General features: G+C 41.8%; 21 protein-coding genes and 2 tRNA genes. 9 read left to right on the top strand and 14 right to left on the bottom strand.

The window, feature by feature from the left end; translation table 11 throughout:
• Positions 1-3: 3 nt before the first annotated feature.
• Entirely contained in the window at positions 4-465 is a 462-nt protein-coding gene (locus tag C2M25_RS20170; RefSeq protein ID WP_105174397.1) for an Lrp/AsnC family transcriptional regulator, read from the bottom strand.
• 113 nt (positions 466-578) lie between these two features.
• Here C2M25_RS20170 and C2M25_RS20175 point away from each other — a divergent pair, with 113 nt between their 5' ends.
• Positions 579-1,748, top strand: coding sequence for a PrnB family protein (locus C2M25_RS20175; RefSeq protein WP_105181977.1), 1,170 nt, complete (start codon positions 579-581; stop codon positions 1,746-1,748).
• The gene (locus C2M25_RS20180) at positions 1,748-2,875 is read left to right on the top strand and encodes an aminotransferase class V-fold PLP-dependent enzyme (protein WP_105181978.1); all 1,128 of its coding nucleotides are present in this window, start codon (positions 1,748-1,750) and stop codon (positions 2,873-2,875) included. Before C2M25_RS20175 ends, C2M25_RS20180 begins: the two co-directional genes overlap by 1 nt.
• Positions 2,876-2,997: 122 nt before the next feature.
• Here C2M25_RS20180 and C2M25_RS20185 read toward each other — a convergent pair whose 3' ends face one another.
• The 5 genes from C2M25_RS20185 to C2M25_RS21885 all read right to left on the bottom strand — a co-directional run bounded on the left by C2M25_RS20185 (position 2,998) and on the right by C2M25_RS21885 (position 5,047).
• Positions 2,998-3,765, bottom strand: coding sequence for an MBL fold metallo-hydrolase (locus C2M25_RS20185; RefSeq protein WP_105181979.1), 768 nt, complete (start codon positions 3,763-3,765; stop codon positions 2,998-3,000).
• Positions 3,766-3,833: 68 nt separating this feature from the next.
• Positions 3,834-4,334 carry a DUF4124 domain-containing protein gene (locus C2M25_RS20190; protein WP_158679753.1) on the bottom strand — a complete coding sequence of 167 codons (501 nt, stop codon included), beginning with the start codon at positions 4,332-4,334 and terminating at the stop codon, positions 3,834-3,836.
• Between the two features lie 108 nt (positions 4,335-4,442).
• Positions 4,443-4,535 (bottom strand) — tRNA-Ser (locus C2M25_RS20195).
• A gap of 53 nt (positions 4,536-4,588) precedes the next feature.
• Positions 4,589-4,679, bottom strand: a tRNA-Ser gene (locus C2M25_RS20200).
• Between the two features lie 227 nt (positions 4,680-4,906).
• Positions 4,907-5,047: a hypothetical protein gene (locus C2M25_RS21885; RefSeq protein ID WP_167350231.1), complete on the bottom strand. Its 141-nt coding sequence runs from the start codon at positions 5,045-5,047 to the stop codon at positions 4,907-4,909.
• Between the two features lie 324 nt (positions 5,048-5,371).
• Between C2M25_RS21885 and C2M25_RS20205 the strand changes: the two genes are divergently transcribed.
• The gene (locus C2M25_RS20205; RefSeq protein ID WP_105181981.1) at positions 5,372-6,220 is read left to right on the top strand and encodes a diacylglycerol/lipid kinase family protein; all 849 of its coding nucleotides are present in this window, start codon (positions 5,372-5,374) and stop codon (positions 6,218-6,220) included.
• Between the two features lie 54 nt (positions 6,221-6,274).
• Here the strand turns inward: C2M25_RS20205 and C2M25_RS20210 are convergent, their stop codons facing one another.
• On the bottom strand, positions 6,275-7,204 hold the full coding sequence (locus tag C2M25_RS20210; protein ID WP_063700595.1) for a DMT family transporter: 930 nt from the start codon (positions 7,202-7,204) through the stop codon (positions 6,275-6,277).
• A gap of 101 nt (positions 7,205-7,305) precedes the next feature.
• Between C2M25_RS20210 and C2M25_RS20215 the strand changes: the two genes are divergently transcribed.
• Entirely contained in the window at positions 7,306-8,748 is a 1,443-nt protein-coding gene (locus C2M25_RS20215; RefSeq protein WP_063700597.1) for an aminotransferase-like domain-containing protein, read from the top strand.
• 65 nt (positions 8,749-8,813) lie between these two features.
• Here C2M25_RS20215 and C2M25_RS20220 read toward each other — a convergent pair whose 3' ends face one another.
• Positions 8,814-9,614, bottom strand: a complete 801-nt coding sequence (locus C2M25_RS20220; RefSeq protein WP_063700707.1) for a YggN family protein — start codon at positions 9,612-9,614, stop codon at positions 8,814-8,816.
• 391 nt (positions 9,615-10,005) lie between these two features.
• Between C2M25_RS20220 and C2M25_RS20225 the strand changes: the two genes are divergently transcribed.
• A complete protein-coding gene (locus C2M25_RS20225) occupies positions 10,006-10,194 on the top strand; it encodes a PA3496 family putative envelope integrity protein (protein ID WP_082389337.1) in 189 nt (62 codons plus the stop codon).
• Positions 10,195-10,246: 52 nt separating this feature from the next.
• Here C2M25_RS20225 and C2M25_RS20230 read toward each other — a convergent pair whose 3' ends face one another.
• Positions 10,247-10,729 (bottom strand): glutathione peroxidase, encoded by a 483-nt coding sequence (locus C2M25_RS20230; protein ID WP_105174404.1) that lies wholly within the window; start codon positions 10,727-10,729, stop codon positions 10,247-10,249.
• Between the two features lie 67 nt (positions 10,730-10,796).
• Entirely contained in the window at positions 10,797-11,663 is an 867-nt protein-coding gene (locus C2M25_RS20235; protein WP_105181982.1) for a LysR family transcriptional regulator, read from the bottom strand.
• Positions 11,664-11,825: 162 nt separating this feature from the next.
• On the opposite strand from C2M25_RS20235, the gene C2M25_RS20240 reads away from it, so the two are divergent.
• On the top strand, positions 11,826-12,980 hold the full coding sequence (locus tag C2M25_RS20240) for an iron-containing alcohol dehydrogenase (protein WP_063700603.1): 1,155 nt from the start codon (positions 11,826-11,828) through the stop codon (positions 12,978-12,980).
• On the opposite strand, the gene C2M25_RS20245 is transcribed toward C2M25_RS20240, so the two are convergent.
• Entirely contained in the window at positions 12,977-13,276 is a 300-nt protein-coding gene (locus tag C2M25_RS20245; protein ID WP_063700605.1) for an AzlD domain-containing protein, read from the bottom strand. The two genes, C2M25_RS20240 and C2M25_RS20245, sit on opposite strands and share 4 nt — an antisense overlap.
• On the bottom strand, positions 13,273-13,980 hold the full coding sequence (locus tag C2M25_RS20250; protein WP_063700709.1) for an AzlC family ABC transporter permease: 708 nt from the start codon (positions 13,978-13,980) through the stop codon (positions 13,273-13,275). The genes C2M25_RS20245 and C2M25_RS20250 overlap by 4 nt, the downstream gene beginning before the upstream one ends.
• Before the next feature lie 152 nt (positions 13,981-14,132).
• Here C2M25_RS20250 and C2M25_RS20255 point away from each other — a divergent pair, with 152 nt between their 5' ends.
• Positions 14,133-14,783 (top strand): cytochrome b/b6 domain-containing protein, encoded by a 651-nt coding sequence (locus tag C2M25_RS20255; protein WP_063700607.1) that lies wholly within the window; start codon positions 14,133-14,135, stop codon positions 14,781-14,783.
• 61 nt (positions 14,784-14,844) lie between these two features.
• Here C2M25_RS20255 and C2M25_RS20260 read toward each other — a convergent pair whose 3' ends face one another.
• Entirely contained in the window at positions 14,845-15,297 is a 453-nt protein-coding gene (locus C2M25_RS20260) for a c-type cytochrome (RefSeq protein ID WP_063700610.1), read from the bottom strand.
• Positions 15,298-15,388: 91 nt separating this feature from the next.
• Positions 15,389-15,859, bottom strand: coding sequence for a DUF2721 domain-containing protein (locus C2M25_RS20265; protein WP_063700612.1), 471 nt, complete (start codon positions 15,857-15,859; stop codon positions 15,389-15,391).
• Between the two features lie 247 nt (positions 15,860-16,106).
• On the opposite strand from C2M25_RS20265, the gene C2M25_RS20270 reads away from it, so the two are divergent.
• Positions 16,107-19,229, top strand: coding sequence for a S8 family serine peptidase (locus C2M25_RS20270; RefSeq protein WP_234003621.1), 3,123 nt, complete (start codon positions 16,107-16,109; stop codon positions 19,227-19,229).
• On the top strand, positions 19,220-19,504 hold the full coding sequence (locus tag C2M25_RS22130) for a GlyGly-CTERM sorting domain-containing protein (RefSeq protein WP_234003622.1): 285 nt from the start codon (positions 19,220-19,222) through the stop codon (positions 19,502-19,504). The genes C2M25_RS20270 and C2M25_RS22130 overlap by 10 nt, the downstream gene beginning before the upstream one ends.
• Positions 19,505-19,628: the final 124 nt, after the last annotated feature.

The raw sequence follows: 19,628 nt of genomic DNA on the forward strand, positions 1-19,628 counted from the left end.
GCGTCAAGCGAGCGGTAAATGACGCTTAGTGAACGCTTGTTTTAAAACCACCGTCGACTCGATGTTAGCAATACAATCAATACTACCTAATTTATGTTTCACAAAGCTTTCATAGCTTTCTAAATCAGCGGCAATAATCTTGAGTAGATAATCATAACTGCCTGAAATAACAGAGCACTCAAGCACATGTTCAAGCTTCTCAACCTGCTGCTCAAATTGCTCAGCAGCGGCAACAGAGTTTTGGTTTAAGCGAACAAAGGCATACACAGACACATTTAAATCAACGGCTTTAGGATTGATGGCAGCATGATAACCGCTGATCACATTTGCTGATTCGAGCTTTTTAATGCGGCGAAGGCAAGGGGTATCTGACAGGCTAACAGACTGGGCCAGCTCCGAGACAGAAGTTCTTGCATTGTCTTGTAGAGCATTAAGTAGTTGTTGGTCTTTTTTATCTAATTTCATTTTATTTTGAGTGATTTTCACTAATCTAGGCGGATTCTAGTCTATATTTTGGCGATTAGCACTCATTGAACTCTGTTAACATTATCGCAATATAATTATTTTGGAGTGAGCCTGTGACTGAGAACACCAAGGCATTTGATAGCTGGCTTCGCACCCGTTTTGTTGAAATCAACAGCGAATTAGAAAAACTATATTGGCAACAAGACGATAAAGCGAATGTAGAGGGTGTCGGTGAGCACCTTAAACGTCAATTAGAGCAAGAGGGTAATGAGCATATTCGTGCTTTACTGGCTGAGGGTAATACCGATGAAGGCTTTGATAACGCCTTCGATTTATTAGGTAATGTTGGTTTGTATATGGCGGCATGCCGTCGACATGAAATCACTGAGCCTTCTCGTGAAACAAGTTCACCGCTTGTTGAAGCCTCTGCGTTGGCAATGCACATCGGTGCATCTATTGGTGTAACCCCGCGATTTGCAACGGCGCATTTAACCACCCACAATAAAGCGGTTGATGGTTTGTATAAGCGCTTTACTGACCTTGAAGATGAGAAAATCTTTGTCGATTACAACACCAAGGGCATTTTAGCGTATAAGCGCGCGGCAGATGCTTTATTAAAAATTCAGCCGTTAGGGATATCGCACCCTATCACGGCTGATTTACTGGCAGTAGCAAAACAAGCGCTGCTTGATGTGATTGAGTCGAATAATGCGCTATATAATAAGCTCGACACAGACCGCTTTTTCTATTGTGTACGTCCGTATTACAAGCCGTATCGAGTAGGTAAAGAGGTATATCGAGGTGCGAATGCCGGTGATTTTGCGGGCATTAATGTTATCGATTTATTACTCGGTCTTTGCTTTGCTAATGAACCTAGTTACTCGCAAATGCTGGTGGATAAATTCTTGTATATGATGCCTGAAGATCAGCAGATCCTGCGTGAAAGCATGCGTATGACAAGTATTATGGATGACTTCTTAGCGGCAGAAGCTGAGCGCGATAGTGAATGGTTACAAACTAACTTAAAGCTGTTCATTCAAGTGTGTAAACTGCATGGTGATACTGCCATTGGCCATCATAATCAATTGGTCAGTAAATACATTGCGCAGCCTTCACAGCAAATGCAGCAACAACATATGGATAAAGTCACAGCCAGTGGGCCGCCTTTGCATGTGTTACTAAACTCATTAGAGCAGTTACGTGATCGCCGTGCGGCAGCAAAGAGGGATGATATTCGCACTCGTTTCGATGACTTAACTAAGTTAAAACAGTGGATTAAGTAATGAACAAAAACGATTTTGTAATTCCACAAGGCAGCTATTTGCTTAACCACTCTGTTGGGCGACCATTAAAATCTGCTGAGCAGCATTTTCATCAGCAGTTTTTTGCCGCTTGGCAACATGAAAATAAAGAACCATGGCAACAGTGGCTGCAAGGTGTCGAGGCATTTACGAGTAGTCTCGCTAAATTATTTAACTCGCACAGTGAGCTATTTTGCCCACAAGTTAACTTATCGAGTGGTTTAACTAAGCTTTTGATGTCGCACCCGCGACTTCAACAAGAAAATTGCAAAGTGTTGATGGCAGAAAGTGATTTTCCAAGCATGGGTTTTGCAATGCAAAAAGCCCTACCTGAAAGTGCTGAAATCGTGTTTATTGATAAGCATGAAGACTTAACCGATGCGCAGGTTTGGCAGTCATATTTAGCGAATAATGATATTGATTTAGTCTTTATTAGCCATGTTTATTCAAACACGGGTCAGCAAGCGCCTATTCATGAAATTATAAATTTCGCGAAACAACACAACACATTGAGCTTACTTGATGTTGCGCAGTCTGCAGGTATTTTAGAGGTCGACTTAACTAAGCTAGATGCCGACTTTATGTTGGGCTCGAGTGTCAAATGGCTATGTGGTGGGCCGGGTGCTGCTTATTTATGGGTTAACAGCAAGCAGCTATCACTTTGTCAGCCACAAGATGTTGGCTGGTTTTCTCATCAAAATCCGTTTGAGTTTGATATTAAGCACTTTGCTTATCATCAAACCGCGTTGCGCTTTTGGGGTGGCACACCCTCAGTTGCACCTTATATTTTGGCTTCGCATAGTATTAATTACTTTGCTGATCTTGGTATTGAGAAAGTACGCGCTCATAACTTAGCAATGCTCGCGCAGTTTCATGATCAATTAGCTGATTATATGCGTTCACCAATACAGGCTGACAAATGTTCTGGAACGGCCATTATGCATTTTGGCGAGCAACAAGCCGCTGTTAAAGCTGCGCTTATTGCAGCGAATATTGCGGTTGATGAACGTCACTTAGGTTTAAGAGTTTCAGCTCATATTTATAATGATCAGCAGGATATTGATAAATTTATCAAGACTGTGAAAAGCGCTTTATACCAACGCGCTTAATTAAGTGAGCTCTTTTGAGGCAATAAAACCTTGTTGATAGCAAGGCAAAAATTTCGTAGTTAAGTTGTTCTTAATGATAAATTTTTAACGCAGGTAGCGACAGGTTTTATCCCTCAAAATGATTAAGTATTATTGCGAGTTGGTATTACGTTAAGTGCTTGTCGGGCCTTTGCTTTGACGGAACGCCAGTGCGTCATTGGTTTTTCGGGGACCAGCGCTAAAATTTGCTCAAAGTCGATGTCATCAATACTAACTTCGTTACTGTGGGCAAACATAATTCGTTTTGGTTGCAGCGCTTTTAGCATCAACAAAGAGTTTAAATACAGCTTTGGGTAAAAAACAGGAAAGGGTGGCACAAGCTGCCCTTTTACTTTGACCAATAAATCAGCAATGTAAATTCGCTCGCTAGGAATATGATACAGACTAATATCTCGGTCTGTATGACCTGGGCTATGCAGTGCTTGCCAATCGTCAAAGCCCGGTAGGGTTGCATCTGTGGCAAGGTAATAATCTGCATCTAAATGGCGGCTGTACCAAAGATTGTGGCGTTTTTTATTTAACCTACCGGCGACCCACCAAGCCAAAGCGATATCGGTTAGATGCATTAAAAAACCATCAATGCCTCTATACCATTGCCCTGGGGCGTTCGACGTAGCTATTTTGCCACCACTTAACTTTCTTAATGCATGCGCTCCACCGGCATGATCGGGGTGCATATGGGTGACTACAATCAATTTTAAGTCTGTGATGGGGCGCTTGAGTTGCTCGGTAATATAGTCAAATACAGTATTCACATCAGCACGGCAACACCCATCAAGCAGCATCAATTTATCTGGATATTCAACCAAATAGATATTTTGAATATAACCTTCGAGCGTGTGAATGTGCAAAACGATTGATCCCTAAACTTAATCAGCAAACCAGTTATATCATGTCTGACCAGTTTTAGTAAGCTAGACTAATTGGGCTGGCTGTTTTGCTCAGTTAGCTGTTTCTTGCCTTCTTCTAACTGTGCTACCTGTTTTTCGAGGATGGTGATTTGGCTTTTATAATAAGCGTTAATACGCTCACTTTGTTTGCTGATAGCATCTTCAATAGAAGGCGCACCTAACCTGTTTGCGGCATCTTGCGTCATATTATTGAGTTTATCGATGCGTTCACTTTGTTGTTTTTGTAGTTCTTTGATTTCTAACTGAAGGCGGTCTATTTCGCGATCGGCTTTTTGAATTTTTAAATAATCCTCAACACTTAAGTCCGCTGGCTTTTGTGGTTTTTCCGGCTGCTCTGTGGCTGGGGGTTGGTTAGTTGCTGGTGGCGGTGCAATTTTCACGATTACTGCGTCTTTACCACAAGGCTGCTCTGTAAAGGTGGCAACCCCGTCAATCATGCACTTATAAATAGTGGCCTGACTGTTGGCGCTGGCAAATAGGGCAAGAGTAAAAAATGCAAAACGAAACATAGCATCACTTTGTGTAGCAAATAGATACTTAGCATGCATGAAATATAATGAAGTGTGCAAGGTTTCGGGCATAAAAAAACCGCTTAAAAGCGGTTTTTAATAATAAAATGGTGGAGAAGGAGGGATTCGAACCCTCGATAGAGCTACAAACCCTATACTCCCTTAGCAGGGGAGCGCCTTCGGCCACTCGGCCACCTCTCCAGCGCATAATTCTGATTGTAATTTGCTGAAATAAATCAACAAATAAAAATAAGTGGTGGAGAGATAGGGATTTGAACCCTAGAGGGGCTACAAACCCCTGCCGGTTTTCAAGACCGGTGCATTCGACCACTCTGCCATCTCTCCACATCGTGATGCGAGAATAATACTTAGCTGAATCGGCTGTGTAAATAGGAAAAAGTTTGTTTGCTTGTTTTTTGAGCGTAAAGAGGGTGTTTTTTGTAAAAAGGTTTAATTATTTGCTGTTTTTAACTTAAAAGAAGGGGGTTGGGGCAGTAAACGGAGGAGCTAAAGAAGGATCTTCGTTAGTGGTTGGGTGTTTACTGCACCGATAAAGTAACCATGGTTGGGGATTACTTGTGTTGTACTGCGCCGCCAAGAGCTAACTTTTTGCCGTAGCGATTTAGTTTAGCCAACATTTTTGCTTTGCGGTTTGTTGGTTTTACGGCAACATGAGCTGCAGCGTTTTGGTTTAATGTATTAATTGGGTTCATTACTTTGCTCCGGGTTGTGTTTGGTTGAAAACGTGAGTATTTTGCAACCAAACTGGACAAAAATAAAACGATAAAAATTGAGTCTGTCGGATAACTTTTTCTAATCTGAAAGCCTTTTATTAACATGGGGTTAAGTTTTTAAATACACATTGCTCTGCATGCTTATGCAATTGCGTTTGCATTGAAGTGTAAGTAAATAAAGGTTTTTAGCTTTTGGTGTTTTTATTTATGCGTTTTTAGAGTGAGAAAGTGATTAATTATTCAGATTAATATAATTTGAACGAGCGTGGTGTTTTTGCCATGCAAGAAAAGAAGTAACCGTTGATGTTGATAATAATAAAGCCAAGTGACAAAAAAAATCATAAAAACAGTGTTGATTGGCTACTAAAAGAATGTAAAAAAAGACAGATTGAGCCTGAATTGTATTTAACCACAGGCAAGTTTGAGAATGATTGCGCTGATATTGCGCTTTTGGCTAAAAACCAGACTCAAGTTGTGGTGATTGGTGGTGATGGGACGCTGCATTTAGCCGTTAATGCATTAATGACGAGTCGCTGTTCTATCGCGTTAATTCCAGCAGGCACAGGAAATGATTTTGCTCGTGGCTTTGCGTGTAAACAACAGGCTTGGTATGAAGCTGTTTTTAATCGCCGTACAGAATTAATCGATGTTGGACAAATCAATCAACGCTATTTTATTAATGTGGCGGGAATAGGTTTTGACGCTGAAGTAGTGACTAAACTAAATAAAGCCGGAAGTTTTAGCTCGTTTGGCTACACTTGGCAGGGCATCAAACAGCTATTTTCATTTCGGGCACGATCACTTCAGGGGGAGTTTAATGGTAAAGCACTCAACTACAGTAATTTAGCGACGATTTTTGCTAATCATCATTACTTTGGTGGTGGCTTAAAGATTGCCCCTCGGGCAAAGTTAAATGATGGTCAGCTTGATTGCTACTGCATGCCAGCTGGCGGTTTATTGAAAAACCTGCTCAGCTTTTTGTATTTACTGCTCGTAAAGCATCATAGTTTGCACGCGCTGGAATATACCCGTTTAACGACTGCCGAGATCACCTCGAAAGGACTGGCTATAGAAGCCGATGGTGAGCTCGTTGGTTTTACTCCGGCTAAAGTTAAGATTCACAAACAAGCACTTCGTTTTCATGTGCCATAAAAAAGCGCCGGCAAAATTTGCCAGCGCTTGGTGTTAGAGGCGACATAGTCACTTCTAACTGGGGATGGAGCTTTTTTGCTGTAGGTTACGTGCAGCAAAAAATGCTTTAATTTGTCGAGTTGGAGTTAGCACGATAGCATTTCCGAATAACACCAAGCTAAATCCCATAAAGGTATTCGCTTGCCATTCGAATCCTTCAAATAAGGTGCTTAAAACCACTGCAACCAGCGGGAACAATACGATTACATAGCTTGCTCGCTCAGGGCCGATATTTTTAAGTAGCGCGAAGTAACAAGCAAATGCGATTACGGTACCAAATACTGCTAAATAGAAGAGCGATACCCAATAACTGGTTGGGGCATTCAATGTCAGCTCAACGTCGCTTACTAAAACATAAGCAGCTAGCCCTAAAGCGCTGTATAACATGCCCCAGGCATTGCCCTGAAGTACGCCAATATTACGCTGAGAGTTTCGAACGCTGACCATATTTCCCAATGAAGCCACAAAGGTCCCAGACAGCGCAAGTAGTAACCCGACCAACGCACCATTACTCAAGTCGAATTGCTGAATTTGTGGCCAAAACAAGCTGGCAATACCCATTACGCCAAGTAGTGCGCCAAAGTAAATTCGTTTTGCAATTGGCTTGGCGAAGAACAAGCGGGTGTTAATAATGTTCATTAATAGCAACATCGAAAAGGCAATTGAGGCCATTGCTGAGGTGAGATAGTTCTGCGCCCAATACAGCACTAAATAATTTAAACCAAAGTTAAATAAAGCCAATAATGCAAAAAATCCGTGATCACGCAGTGAATATTGCATAGGGAGTTTTTTTACCAGCACAAAGGCCCACATTAAAATGGCTGCAATGGCAAAGCGATAAAATAAAGAGACCTCAACAGCGACATCACCCAGTTGAAACTCAATAGCTAGCCAAGTCGATCCCCAGATCAATACTGTAGCAAGGTAGAGAGCGGCGCTTTTCATAGTTAGTACCTAAAAATTGAAAGTATGTTCATTTTAGTTCGCTTCTGTATACTTAACATATACAGAAAACTAGAAATGCAACCTATACAGTTTGGTGGGCTATGTCACAAGTTATCAGTCGTAGTAACAGTGAGTTCTTATATCAACAAGTTATTCAGCTAGTTAGAGATCTTTGCTTGCAAGGCTCGTTATTACCGGGTGAAAAATTACCTTCGCTCAGAAAAATGGCTGATAAGCTCAACATTAGTATTCCAACGGTAAAGCAAGCGTATCAATTACTTGAAGGGCAAGGGCTGATCGAAGCCAGAGAAAAGTCAGGCTACTTTTTAAAGTCTTCACAGTTAAATCAGTCTCGTCCAAAGCGAGTTAGGCTCAGTCGAGAGCCGACCACAGTCAATAAGCAAGGCTTGATTGAGCAAGTCTACAGCGCTATCCATAAAGCTAATGTGGTGCCATTTGGTATCGCCAACCCTGTAGCCGCAGCTCCAACAGATAAAGCGCTGGCACGAACAATGCGCCGAGTAATGACACTAGCAGGCGCATCGGCAATTAATTACGGCCCGATGGATGGCTTTGCACCACTTAAAAAACAACTCATTCATCGCTATCTGGACTTTGGTATTGGGGTTGATAGCGACGAATTAGTGATCACCAATGGTGCTCAAGAGGCACTGGCAATTGCCCTTAAGTGTGTGGCTAAACCCGGTGATGTTATTGCAATCGAGTCGCCTTGTTATTTTGGCATTATCGAGTTAATTGAAAGCTTAGGTTTAAAGGCTCTGGAAATACCGCTGTGTCCTGATGAAGGAATATGGCTAGATGACTTGGCTCAAGCACTCGATGAGCATGATATAAAAGCCTGTGTGTTTTCTACATCATTAAATAACCCAGTTGGCAGCTTTATGCCTGATGCCAAGCGTGAGCAATTAGTGGCACTTTTAGAGCAGCGCGACGTGGTGCTTATTGAGGATGATGTTTATGGCGACTTACATTTTACAGCCAAGCGTGCGACGCCTGCACAGGCCTATTCAAAAAAGGGCTTAGTGATCACCTGCGCGTCGTTTTCAAAAACAGCTGCCCCCAGTTACCGCATAGGTTGGATCATTGCCGGTAAGTTTGCTGAACAAGCAAGACGACATAAACGCGCGCTTAGTTGCTCTGCGCCACTTATAAACCAGTGGACCTTGTATGAGTTTATAGCCAGCGGAGAGTACGACCGTAACATTCGTTTGCTTAGACAGCGCTTAAGCACCAACAAAGAGCGCATGATTTGGTGCCTGCAGCAATATATGCCAAATTGTGCGCGTATTAGTAACCCGCAAGGGGGCTGTGTTATCTGGGTTGACCTTGGTAGCCAATATGATGCGGTAAAGTTATTCCATTTGGCACTAGAGGCGGGGATCAGCATTACACCAGGGTTGATATTCTCAGCGGGTAAAAAGTACCGTAGCTGTTTTCGTTTAAGTTATGGCTTGCCTTGGTCTGAAAACTTAGAGCAGGCGATTAAAACGTTATCGCAACTGACTGTGTTGGCCAAAAAATAAAAAAGCGCAGAGCAAGCTCTGCGCGAAAGGACCAAGTTTTTGGTTCAGGGATGTTAATTCGTCAATTACTCTGCGTTCTGTTTGAAAGTAAATAGTTGGTACTCTCTTAGCTCTGGTACTAGCGCCACTAACTCTTGTTCTTTGTGAGCGATATCTGCAAAGCTGCCGCATAATGCATCTGCGCGCTCTTCCAGTTGAGCTGCCTGTGTTTCTACACGCGCTTCGATTTGTGCGCCCATGTTTTCCATACGTTGTTCAAATTCATCCATGTCGCCACCTGAGCCTAAAAGCTCAGAACCTAGCGCCACTAAAATACTGCCCATCGATTGCATCATGGCTGACTCGACTGCTGATTCGATTTGCTCATCAAATTGGTCTTCAAAGTTTTGGCCAAATTTTTCGAAATTTTGCTGACCCATGGTGAACGCACCTTGCTGATAGAAAGCGTTTTGCACTTCTACGCTGATATCGTCCATTAATTCTGAAATGTCGTTTAGGCCGTCAATATTGAAGGCTTTTGAAACCTCTTCAATTGCTACGCCTGCGATTTTTACGCCATCAAGCGCAATATTTGCTACTTCAGGAAGTTGGCTGCGTAAGCTGTCTGAGTAATCTGCAATTGCTTGCTGTTGTGAAGCATCAAGCGATACGCTTTGACCATCGATATACAAAGTGTGCTGATCGATGATTTTCATCGTGCGATTATCGGCTGTGTATACTTCTAACTCGCTAGGTGTGATGCGTACATCATTTTTAAATTCAACATCACATTGCTCACCGCTGAATGAAATATTTGTATCATTATCGTTATGAGCCATTGCGCTGGTAGCGATAAATAAAGAACTTACTAACAATAACTTTTTCATTTTTTTCTTTCCTGTTTGAAATAACACAAATACATAATCAATTAAGATGCCAAAGTTAATAATTTCATATATTTCAAATTGTTGTGTTATTTTGGCTGTTTTTACTAAAGTGATGAAAATAAAGTTTTAACCACTTTTTAGTCAAATTTACTAAAAAATACACGTGCATAAATGTGTTTTATCGAAACGATAAAAAACTCTCACTTTTCAGAAATCGAATTTAGCGCTATTTATTCACAATATTGACATATGGCCTATTTAGCATGGGTGTATGGCTTTATTTTGGTGGTTTTTTAGATACTAAATTACTACTGAGCTTTTTAATCTTTGCCAATTCATCGAGCAAATTTTAATCTCCTGAATTGGTCTCAAACACTTTATGGAGTGGGTTGTGGGTAAGACATTTAGTTATGACGCGCTAGATGACGATTTTGTTGAAGACGAGTACGAAATGGTCGGGCGTAATCAACACGACAAGAAAAAGCAACGCGTTAAGAAGAAGTTGGAAGACTATCTTGAACAAAAACGCTTGCGTAGAAACTTAGGCGATGACGACTTTGACGAGTACTTGAACGACTAAGCATAAATTTAGATAAAGAGGCAATTTGCCTCTTTATTGCTTTAAGACATTGTTACTTGCTAAGTGCAGTAACAATGTCTGACTCGAGCTGCTCAGGTTTTGTTAGTGGCGCATATCGCTTAATGGCTTTGCCGTCTTTACCAATTAAAAACTTGGTGAAGTTCCATTTTATTTTACGGGTAATAAAGCCCGGCAACTCTGATTTTAGGTATCTAAAGACAGGGTGAGCATGTTCGCCATTCACATCGACTTTGCTCATCATTAAAAAGCTAACGCCATAGTTAATAAGGCAGCCTTCTTTAATTTCCTTCGCATCCCCAGGCTCTTGTTTACCAAATTGGTTACAAGGAAAGCCAATTATTACTAAGCCTTGCTCATGATATTTTTCATGCAGTGCTTGTAAGCCTTCATATTGTGGAGTGAAGCCACATTTACTTGCAGTGTTCACAACAAGTACGACCTTGTTTTCAAAATCAGAAAAGTCAACGGTTTGGCCTTGTAGGCTGGTAGCAGAGAGTTGGTGAAATTCGCTCATAGTGATAACTTTTTATTATTGTTGCAGTGATTCTAACGTGCTTGGCATTTTTCTAAAAGGGTAAATTTTAATCAGCAAATGCATTGGTTAAGTGTTCTATTAGTAAACGTACACGAAACGGTAATAGATCTTTTCTTGGGTAGACTAACCAAGATGCATTATCACCAACCTGAAACTCATCCAGAATACTAACCAATTGGCCACTTTTTAAGTAAGGCTCCACAATATCTAACGCTAAGTGGGCGATGCCAACTCCTGCTACAGCAGCATTTAAAATTGCCTGTGGGTGGTTACTGCGCCAATTACCATCAATACGAACTTCTTTGATTTCTTCGTCAATATTAAATCGCCAACGTTTTCGCATGGTGATTAAGCAATTATGTTCAGCCAGATCGTAAGGTGTTTTGAGGGGAGTGTGGTTGGCTAAATATTCTGGGCTAGCAACAAGTGTCATAGCACGCTTACATAACGGCCGGGCAATTAAGTTCGAGTCTTGCATCCTGCCAAAGCGGATAGCTAAGTCAAAGCCTTCTTCAACTAAATTGACGTTGCGGCTATTAAAGTCGAGATCGACTTCTACCTCAGGATAACGCTTTACGAACTCAGCCACTTTCGGTGCAACTTGGTTTGCCACAAACTCGCCTGCTCCTGTGATGCGAATTAGCCCTTTGGGTTGACGTTGTTCACCTTGTAATTGATTGTTTGCATCGATTAACTCTTGGCGAATTGCTTTTAATTTTACTGCGTATTCACGGCCTGCATCGGTAAGACTTATTTTGCGAGTGGTGCGTTGAAATAACACCGAGCCTAAACGGTTTTCAAGTTGTTGTATTTGCCGGCTAATATGTGAAGTTGATACTTCCATAGCCTTTGCTGCATGAGTAAAGCTGCCGTGCTCAACAACATATAAAAATTCCTCTAAGCCTTGCCACATTATCTTGTACCCTAGAATGCCTCAGTAAATTAATAGCAGTTTAGGCTGTTTATTGTTGCATGTCTGCAAAAGTGATTATCTATTTGCTGGCTTTATCCCTATATAAAAACAACTACAATAGTCGAGTCACTGATTAATACTCACAAATATAAGGGAGTAAGCATGTTAAATTTTAGCTTTGAGAATCCAACCAAAATTCATTTTGGTGAGCAACAAATTAAAGAAATTCAAAATGAGATCCCAAAAAATGCCAAGGTGCTTGTTACTTATGGTGGCGGCAGCATCAAGAAAAACGGTGTTTATGATCAAGTTAAAGCCGCATTAAGTGAGCATACTTGGTTTGAATTTGCGGGTATTGAGCCAAACCCAAGTTACCAAACATGTATGAAAGCGGTAGAGCTGGTTAAAGAGCAGCAAATTGACTATATCTTAGCTGTAGGCGGTGGTTCAGTGGTGGATGGTAGTAAATTTATTGCCGCTGCAGCAGAATTTACTGGCGAACCATGGGATATTTTAGCAAAAGGCGCTGAAGTTAAATCTGCAGTAGCACTTGGCGTTGTACTGACATTACCTGCAACTGGCTCAGAATCAAACACGTTCAGTGTTGTATCAAACTTAGAAACTCAAGACAAACTGCCGTTTGCCAGTGAGTTTGTGCGTCCTCGTTTTGCAGTTCTTGATCCTGCAGTGACATTCTCATTACCTGAGCGTCAGGTAACGAATGGTATTGTGGATGCGTTTGTGCACACGATGGAGCAATACTTAACATATGATGTGGGTGCCAAATTACAAGACCGCTTTGCTGAGGGGATTTTAATGACCCTTATCGAAGAAGGGCCAAAAGCATTTTCTGAGCCTGATAACTATCAAGTGCGTGCGAATATAATGTGGTCAGCAACTATGGCATTAAATGGTTTGATTGGTGCAGGTGTACCACAAGACTGGGCAACCCACATGATTGGCCACGAAATGACTGCGGTGTATGGCTTGGACCACGCACAAACATTAGCGATTGTATTACCGCGTATGATGGCAGAGCAAAAAGACACGAAGCGTGGCAAGCTATTACAATACGCAGAGCGAGTGTTAGGTCTTGATATCAGCGATGAAGATGCGGCGATTGATAACGCCATTGCTGCAACAGAAGCATTTTTCCATAGTGTTAAAATGCCAACTCGTTTAAGCGATTATAAGCTAGATGAAAGTGTTGCAGATAAACTTGTTGCGCAGCTTGAGCGCCATGGTATGACGGCGCTTGGTGAGCGTGAGCAAGTTACACTTGAAAAAAGCCGCGCGATTTTACTAGCGAGCGTTTAACTTAAGATTATAAATAATCCCATCCCTGCCAGTGTTGTGTAGTATATGTTGTGCGTCTTATAAGCCACGATAACAGATACGATAGCAGCACTTAGGTAGGGATTTTGCCAATCTAGATTTATCCCTTCGTCATTAATAAACACAATGGGCACCCAAATTGCGGTGAGTACTGCTGGGGCGCTAAAACTTAAGAATTGCTGCATTTTGGGGCCGACTTTAAACGGTAATGCACGGTGCAAAAATAAGTAACGTGTGAAGAAGGTGATACACGCCATTAATAAAATGGTGGTCATCATTGTGTATGCTCCTCTTTTGCCTGCCAGCGACTAATTAGGTAACCCACTGTCATAGCGATAAGAGCCGCAGTGACAAGCCAAAGTTGAAAGCCCTGATTTTTTAATAGCGTTGCAACAACGCCAGCGGTGATCACAGTAGCCAGTGTTGCAAGGTTCTTTACACCCGGAATAACTAAAGCAATAAACGTGGCTGCGATGGCGAAATCAAGCCCTAGGTGTGTTAAATCGGGGAGGAGGCTTCCTGCGACAATACCAAGCAGGGTCCAGATATTCCAGGCAATATAAAAACTAAACCCGGCACTGAGTGCATAAATAAGGCGCACTTTTGTGCGATAGGCTTTGCGATGATGCGAAAAAGCAAATAATTCATCCGTCAATACAAAACTCACAGGCAGGCGCCAACGAAAGGGTTGATCAATGACTTTGTGACGAATAGCTAAACCATATAAAAAGTGCCGTGAGCTAATAATGAGTGTGGTAAATAAGATAGTTAAAAGCGGGGTATTGCCGGCCATTAATTCAATCGCAACGAGTTGTGCTGAGCCTGCAAATACCAACAACGACATAGCTTGTGTTTCTAAAGCACTGAAGCCATTTTGAACAGCTAACGAACCACATAAAATCCCCCAAGGTAACACCGCAAGGCATAAGGGGAGCATGTCGAAAAATCCTTTTAGCAAGGCTCTTATTGTTGATTTATGCATCTTATCGCTCATGTTTGTTGTTATGGCTCAGATCAAAACGGCTGAAATAGAGGTGTGTCAAAATAACTGAAGTTTGCAATAATGTATAGCCGAACCCGTTGCTGAAATTTCATATCTGCAAGTTATAAGCGTCTTTTAAAGGGAAAGTTACAATGTCTAAAGTTAAAGTATGGGATGGCTTTATAAGAAGCTTCCATTGGTTATTAGTTGCGGCCATCGCAACACTCTATTTTAGTGCTGAAGAAGGTATGTTGGAGCTGCACTTTGCTGCAGGCTACTTTACCTTGGCGCTTATTATTACACGCCTTGTTTGGGGCCTTGTTGGTAGCAAAACGGCAAAACTCTCTGCACTTATTCATTCGCCTGTTGCGGCAATAAAATCGTTTAAAAGCAGTGAGCATAAGGCGGGTCATGGTGCGGCGGGTAGTTATATGGTGATCGCTTTCTTTGTTTTGCTTATTGTGCAGTTAACCTCGGGCTTAATGACTAGTGACGATATTTTAACGGATGGCCCGCTGGTGGCGCATGTATCAACAGACACCGTAGAGCTTGCTGGTTGGTTGCACCATCTAAACTTTGATATTTTGTTGTATGCCATAGTGTTACATATTCTGGCGATTGTGATTTACCGTATCAAGGGTAAGAACTTAGTAAAACCCATGCTAACGGGCAGTAGCGATCAGGTATCGGTCACTGAGCCAGTCACTAAATCACCCGTACTCGCTTTTATTATTTTTGCAGTATGCTTAGTGGTGTTATTTACGACGTGGGGCGCAGAGCCGCTCAGCTATTTGCTTGGGTAGCAACTTCAAAACATGAAAAAAGGCGCTAATAAGCGCCTTTTTAGTTTAAATGATTACTAGACTAGTCTTTGAAAGACTTATGGCAATCTTTACAACCTTTAGCCCATGCGCCAAATGCTTTACCAATTACTTTTTGGTCGCCACTTTGTGCAGCTACTGCTAGCTCATCAGCATATTGTTGGAAAGCGACTGCTTTTTTCATGAAGGTTTCGTTGTCGCTCCAAACAGCTGCAAGTGCAGATGTATCACCTTTATCGGAACCCGCTACAAAAGCTTCCCAAGGCATTTTTGATAATGCCGCTGCATTGTTTGCACGCTTTTGAAAACGTTCTGCATCAAAAGGTACTTTTCCTTTTAGCATATCGCCCATGTCACCAATTTGTACGCGGATCATTGAAAATGCTGCCTGACGATACTCGATTGCATCGCTTGGTTCTTCAAATACAGAATTTGCTGATGCGCCCAGTGCCATTGTTGAAAGCATTGCACCTAGTACTAATTGTTTTAATTTCATTCCTTTTGCCCCTTAAGATGTCATAAAAGTAAACTAACTGAGTTGTATCTTAGCCCAATATAATATTCAAGTGTATTGCGGTTAATCTTAATTAATCATTAATATCAATATCGGCGAAGATCATACCGCGGCGCATGCTTCTTGTTGCTAAGAAAACCTCGCCTAATAAAGATAAAAAACCACAAATCAACAGTGCCATAGCAGCCACAAAACAGCTAGCAATCGTCACGCTTAAATTAATTGATTGAATGTGTGATAAGAATAAGCACATGACCACGGCGCACACCAATAAAGCACTGAGTACACTCAGACTAAATGCAATATGAATGCAGCGTGAGCGTTTTAACAGTGCTCTTAACTCTGTTGTCAGCGACTTATTGAAGTCTTCATCGGTACTGACTTTAAGCTTACGCTCTAACTGTCTCGCTCGATCGGTAATACGCGCTAAGCGGTTTGAAAGCACGCCTAACGTTGCAGCAATACCGGTAATTAAAAAGACCGGTGCAACAGCAGTTTGAATCACTTTTGCCATAGTAAGAATGTTGATTACTTCTGAATTCATTTAACCGTACTCTATTTATTAAAACTCAATACATGATGTTCATTTACAAATGTTTACAACTCTAGCTTGCATGTTTAAACCTCAAAAAAACATATGCTTACAGCTGTTTTGTTGTTCGGTTGCGTACTGAATGTAACGCTAATGTAACGGAAATGTTGTTCTTGTTTGGCTTTCCGTTTTATATTGGGACTGAAACGTAGTTTCAATCACTATTTAGACGATAACATAACATATCCCAGGGGAACCCATGTCTAATAATCTAATAAAAAGAACTGCAGTTGCTTTGGCTGTAACCAGTGCAATGTGCGCTAGTGCACAAGCTAATGACTTTTCTAAATATAATCTTGCCGGTAAAAAATTAATTAAATCGAGCGCCGTCACTAAAAAAGAACAGAAAGCTCATCGTGAAGCGACAAGCTGGCTAGTAAAATTAAATGCTCCAGCAACAATTAATGCGAAAACAATGGGTGCAGATGTAGCATCGATTCAAGCGCAAGCAAAAGTAGCGCAAGCAAGCGTAGAGCAAGCAATCAACAGTATGGACTTGCCTGTACAAGTTGTCGCTAAAACATCAACGTTAGTAAGCTCAATCGTAGTCAATGGTAATAAGCAAGATGTTGCTAAGTTACTATCGAACTCTCAAGTAGAAGGTATTTACCCAGTATACGATTATGAATTGCATGTTGCTGACAGCGCTGACTATATTGAAGCAACGCCTTTAGTTTCTAATGGTTTAGCAACAGGTGAAGGTGTTCGTGTTGCTGTACTTGATACAGGTATTGACTATACTCACACTGCTTTTGGCGGTGCGGGTACAGATGAAGCATATGCTGCAGCGATTGCTGACCCTGCTTCTGTAGATTGGCCACAAGGTAAGGTATTAGGCGGCTACGACTTTATTAATGATGATGCTGACCCTATCGATGTGACAACTAACCACGGTACACACGTTTCTCACTCTGTTAACGGTATCGCGCCAAACGTAGATTTATTCGTTTACTCTGTGTGTAATAGTGGCTGTCCAGGTCTTGCGCAATTATTAGCACTTGAAAGCGCGATGGATCCGAATGGTGACGGTGATATGAGCGACCGTGTTGACGTTGTAAATATGTCACTAGGTGGTGATTACGGTGATATTGCAAACGATGCTGTAGGCTTATTCATTAACCAAGCGGTTAAGCTTGGCACAAACGTTGTTATCTCTGCTGGTAATGACGGTGCATACCCGTTTATCGTTGGTGGTCCAAGTACAACTGAAAACGCTCTTTCAGTAGGTGCAATGACTCACCCTACAGGTGAAGAATCAGTTGGTAGTGGTACAGTTAATGGTGAAGAAGCGATTGTGCAACCAGCCAGCTTCGGTCCACAAACCGCATTCAGTTACACCAGTGACAACCTTGAGCTAGTTTACCCTGATGCAAACCAAACAGCATGTGAAGCGTTTGCTGATGATGTTGATTTCACAGGTAAAGGCGTAATTCTTGACCGTGGTGCGTGTAACTTCAGTGCGAAAGTATATTACGCACAAGAAAAAGGCGCAGTATTTGTTATTATCGCAAACAACACTGATGATGGTACGCCAGCACCAATGGGTGGTTCTGAGCCACTTGTTACTATTCCTTCTGTAGGCGTAACATTTGCAGCAGGTACAGCGCTTAAAGCGGGCGGTACATTTAATTTAACGGTTGAGCGTCTTGTTATGTCTGGTGCGATTGCAGACTTTACATCGCGTGGTCCTTCAATGGGCGGTCTGTTAAAACCAGAAATTACTGCACCAGGTGTTAACATCATGACTGCTCATCCGGGTCTTGGTGATGGTCTTACAGGCGCAACGGGTACATCATTCTCTGGTCCTATCACAGCAGGTGCGGTGAGCTTATTAAAAGAAGCGCTACCAGAGCGTAACGCGTTTGAAATCAAAGCGACGTTAATGAACACTGCAAACCTAAATGTGACTATGGAGCCATTAGCAATCAACCCTGATGCTGAGCTTGCACCAATTAGTTACATCGGTGCGGGTCTTGTTGATGTAAACAAAGCGGCTAACTTACCAGTTGCAGCGTGGGCTGCAGATACTAAACAAGCAGCACTTTCGTTTGGTTTAGTGAATGCATCAGAAACCGTTGAGCTAACTAAAACAGTTCAAGTTAAGAACTTCTCTAACGAAGATAAAGTGTACACGCTTTCTCTTGAACAACGTTATGCAGATGATGTTGAGCGTGGTTCATTCGCTCTTGATTACCCAGAGTCAATCACAGTGCCTGCAGGTCAAACTTTGTCATTTGATGTGACTGCGACGATTGACCCTGCAACATTACCTGAGTGGACATTAACGGATGACAATATCGGCTCACAAGATGCAACGGCTGATTTAACTAACCTAGAACTTGATGGTGCGTTAATTTTCTCTGAAGGTAGTGATGAAGCATTCCACCTTGTTTATCACGTATTACCAAAAGCAAATGCAGCAATGAGCTTCATGCCTGTGGTAACAGATAATGGTGTTGCACATGAAGTGACAAACACAGGTGCTGTGGCACTTGAGCCAGTGTTCGCGCCAACAGTAATGACTGATGATGTTGATGAAGACCAACGCTTTGACTTAGTGGGTGCGTCAATCGAAACGTTTGCTGTATCAACTGAAATCTGTGAAAGCGGTTTTGTGACATTAACGACGCTTGTTCTAAATGAAGGTATTACACACTCTTATGTGGGTGGCTTCATGGCTGACTTCGATATGGACCAAGATGGCGAATACGATGTAACGGTACAAAATGGTAAGTTAGAATGGTTCTACGATGTTGAGCCAGGCACAGCAATTACCTTTACCCACGGTTACGGTAGCGCGTCTGGTTTCTTAGACAATGTTTACCAAATCATCGGTAATAACCACCTAACAATGCAAAGCTGTATTGAAGCATTTGGTCTAACTGCTGAAGATATGGGTAAAGCGAGTGCAAGCATTCGTTTCCGTACAGAAGAAGAAACATGGACGCCAATTGCATCAGGTGAAGGTGATGTTGCAATGGGTACTTATACATTCACAGATGCATCAAACGATCAATATGCTTGGATTGAAAATGAAGCAGGAGAAACAGTTAGCTCAATTGAACCAGGTGCTTCAGCGACATTATACAATGCAGGTGAAGATTTCATGATCCTTTCAGACTCAGGTTCTAAAGCATATGCTGCAACACCTGAATCTGATTCAAACACTCCACCAGTTGTTGCTGATGCTGAGTTCTCAGTAAATGAAAATGCAGAAAACGGTACGGTAATTGGTACCTTAGAAGCAACTTACGGTGCTGACTTAGCAAGCCCTGTAACTGAGTTTATCGAATTAGCTCAACGTCAACGGCTGTGTCAGTAACATCTTCAGGTGATGTTGTAGTTATGAATCAAGACGTACTTGATTATGACGCTGGTTTAACATCAATTGAGCTTGAAGTTGTTGCAACTGACAGATCAGGTAATGTTTCAGAGTCTGCGATGGTAACTGTTACAGTTAACAACCTAGCTGATGAAGCATCTGAGCAACCAGTTGTAGTTGAAGAGCCGAAGAAGAAATCTTCTTCAGGTTCACTAGCATGGTTAACATTACTTGCTGCACCGTTCGCATTTATGCGTCGTCGTAAGCAAAAGTAATTACTTGATAAGTAAGTGATAAAAGGGAGCTTCGGCTCCCTTTTTACATTGCTTCACAAAGGCTACTTATATATTGCAGTTTTTTTACTTATATTGGAGACGGAATAATAAAAACGAACACAGG

This window comes from Pseudoalteromonas sp. T1lg21, assembly GCF_002964625.1.
GTDB classification, from domain to species: Bacteria; Pseudomonadota; Gammaproteobacteria; order Enterobacterales; family Alteromonadaceae; genus Pseudoalteromonas; species Pseudoalteromonas gelatinilytica.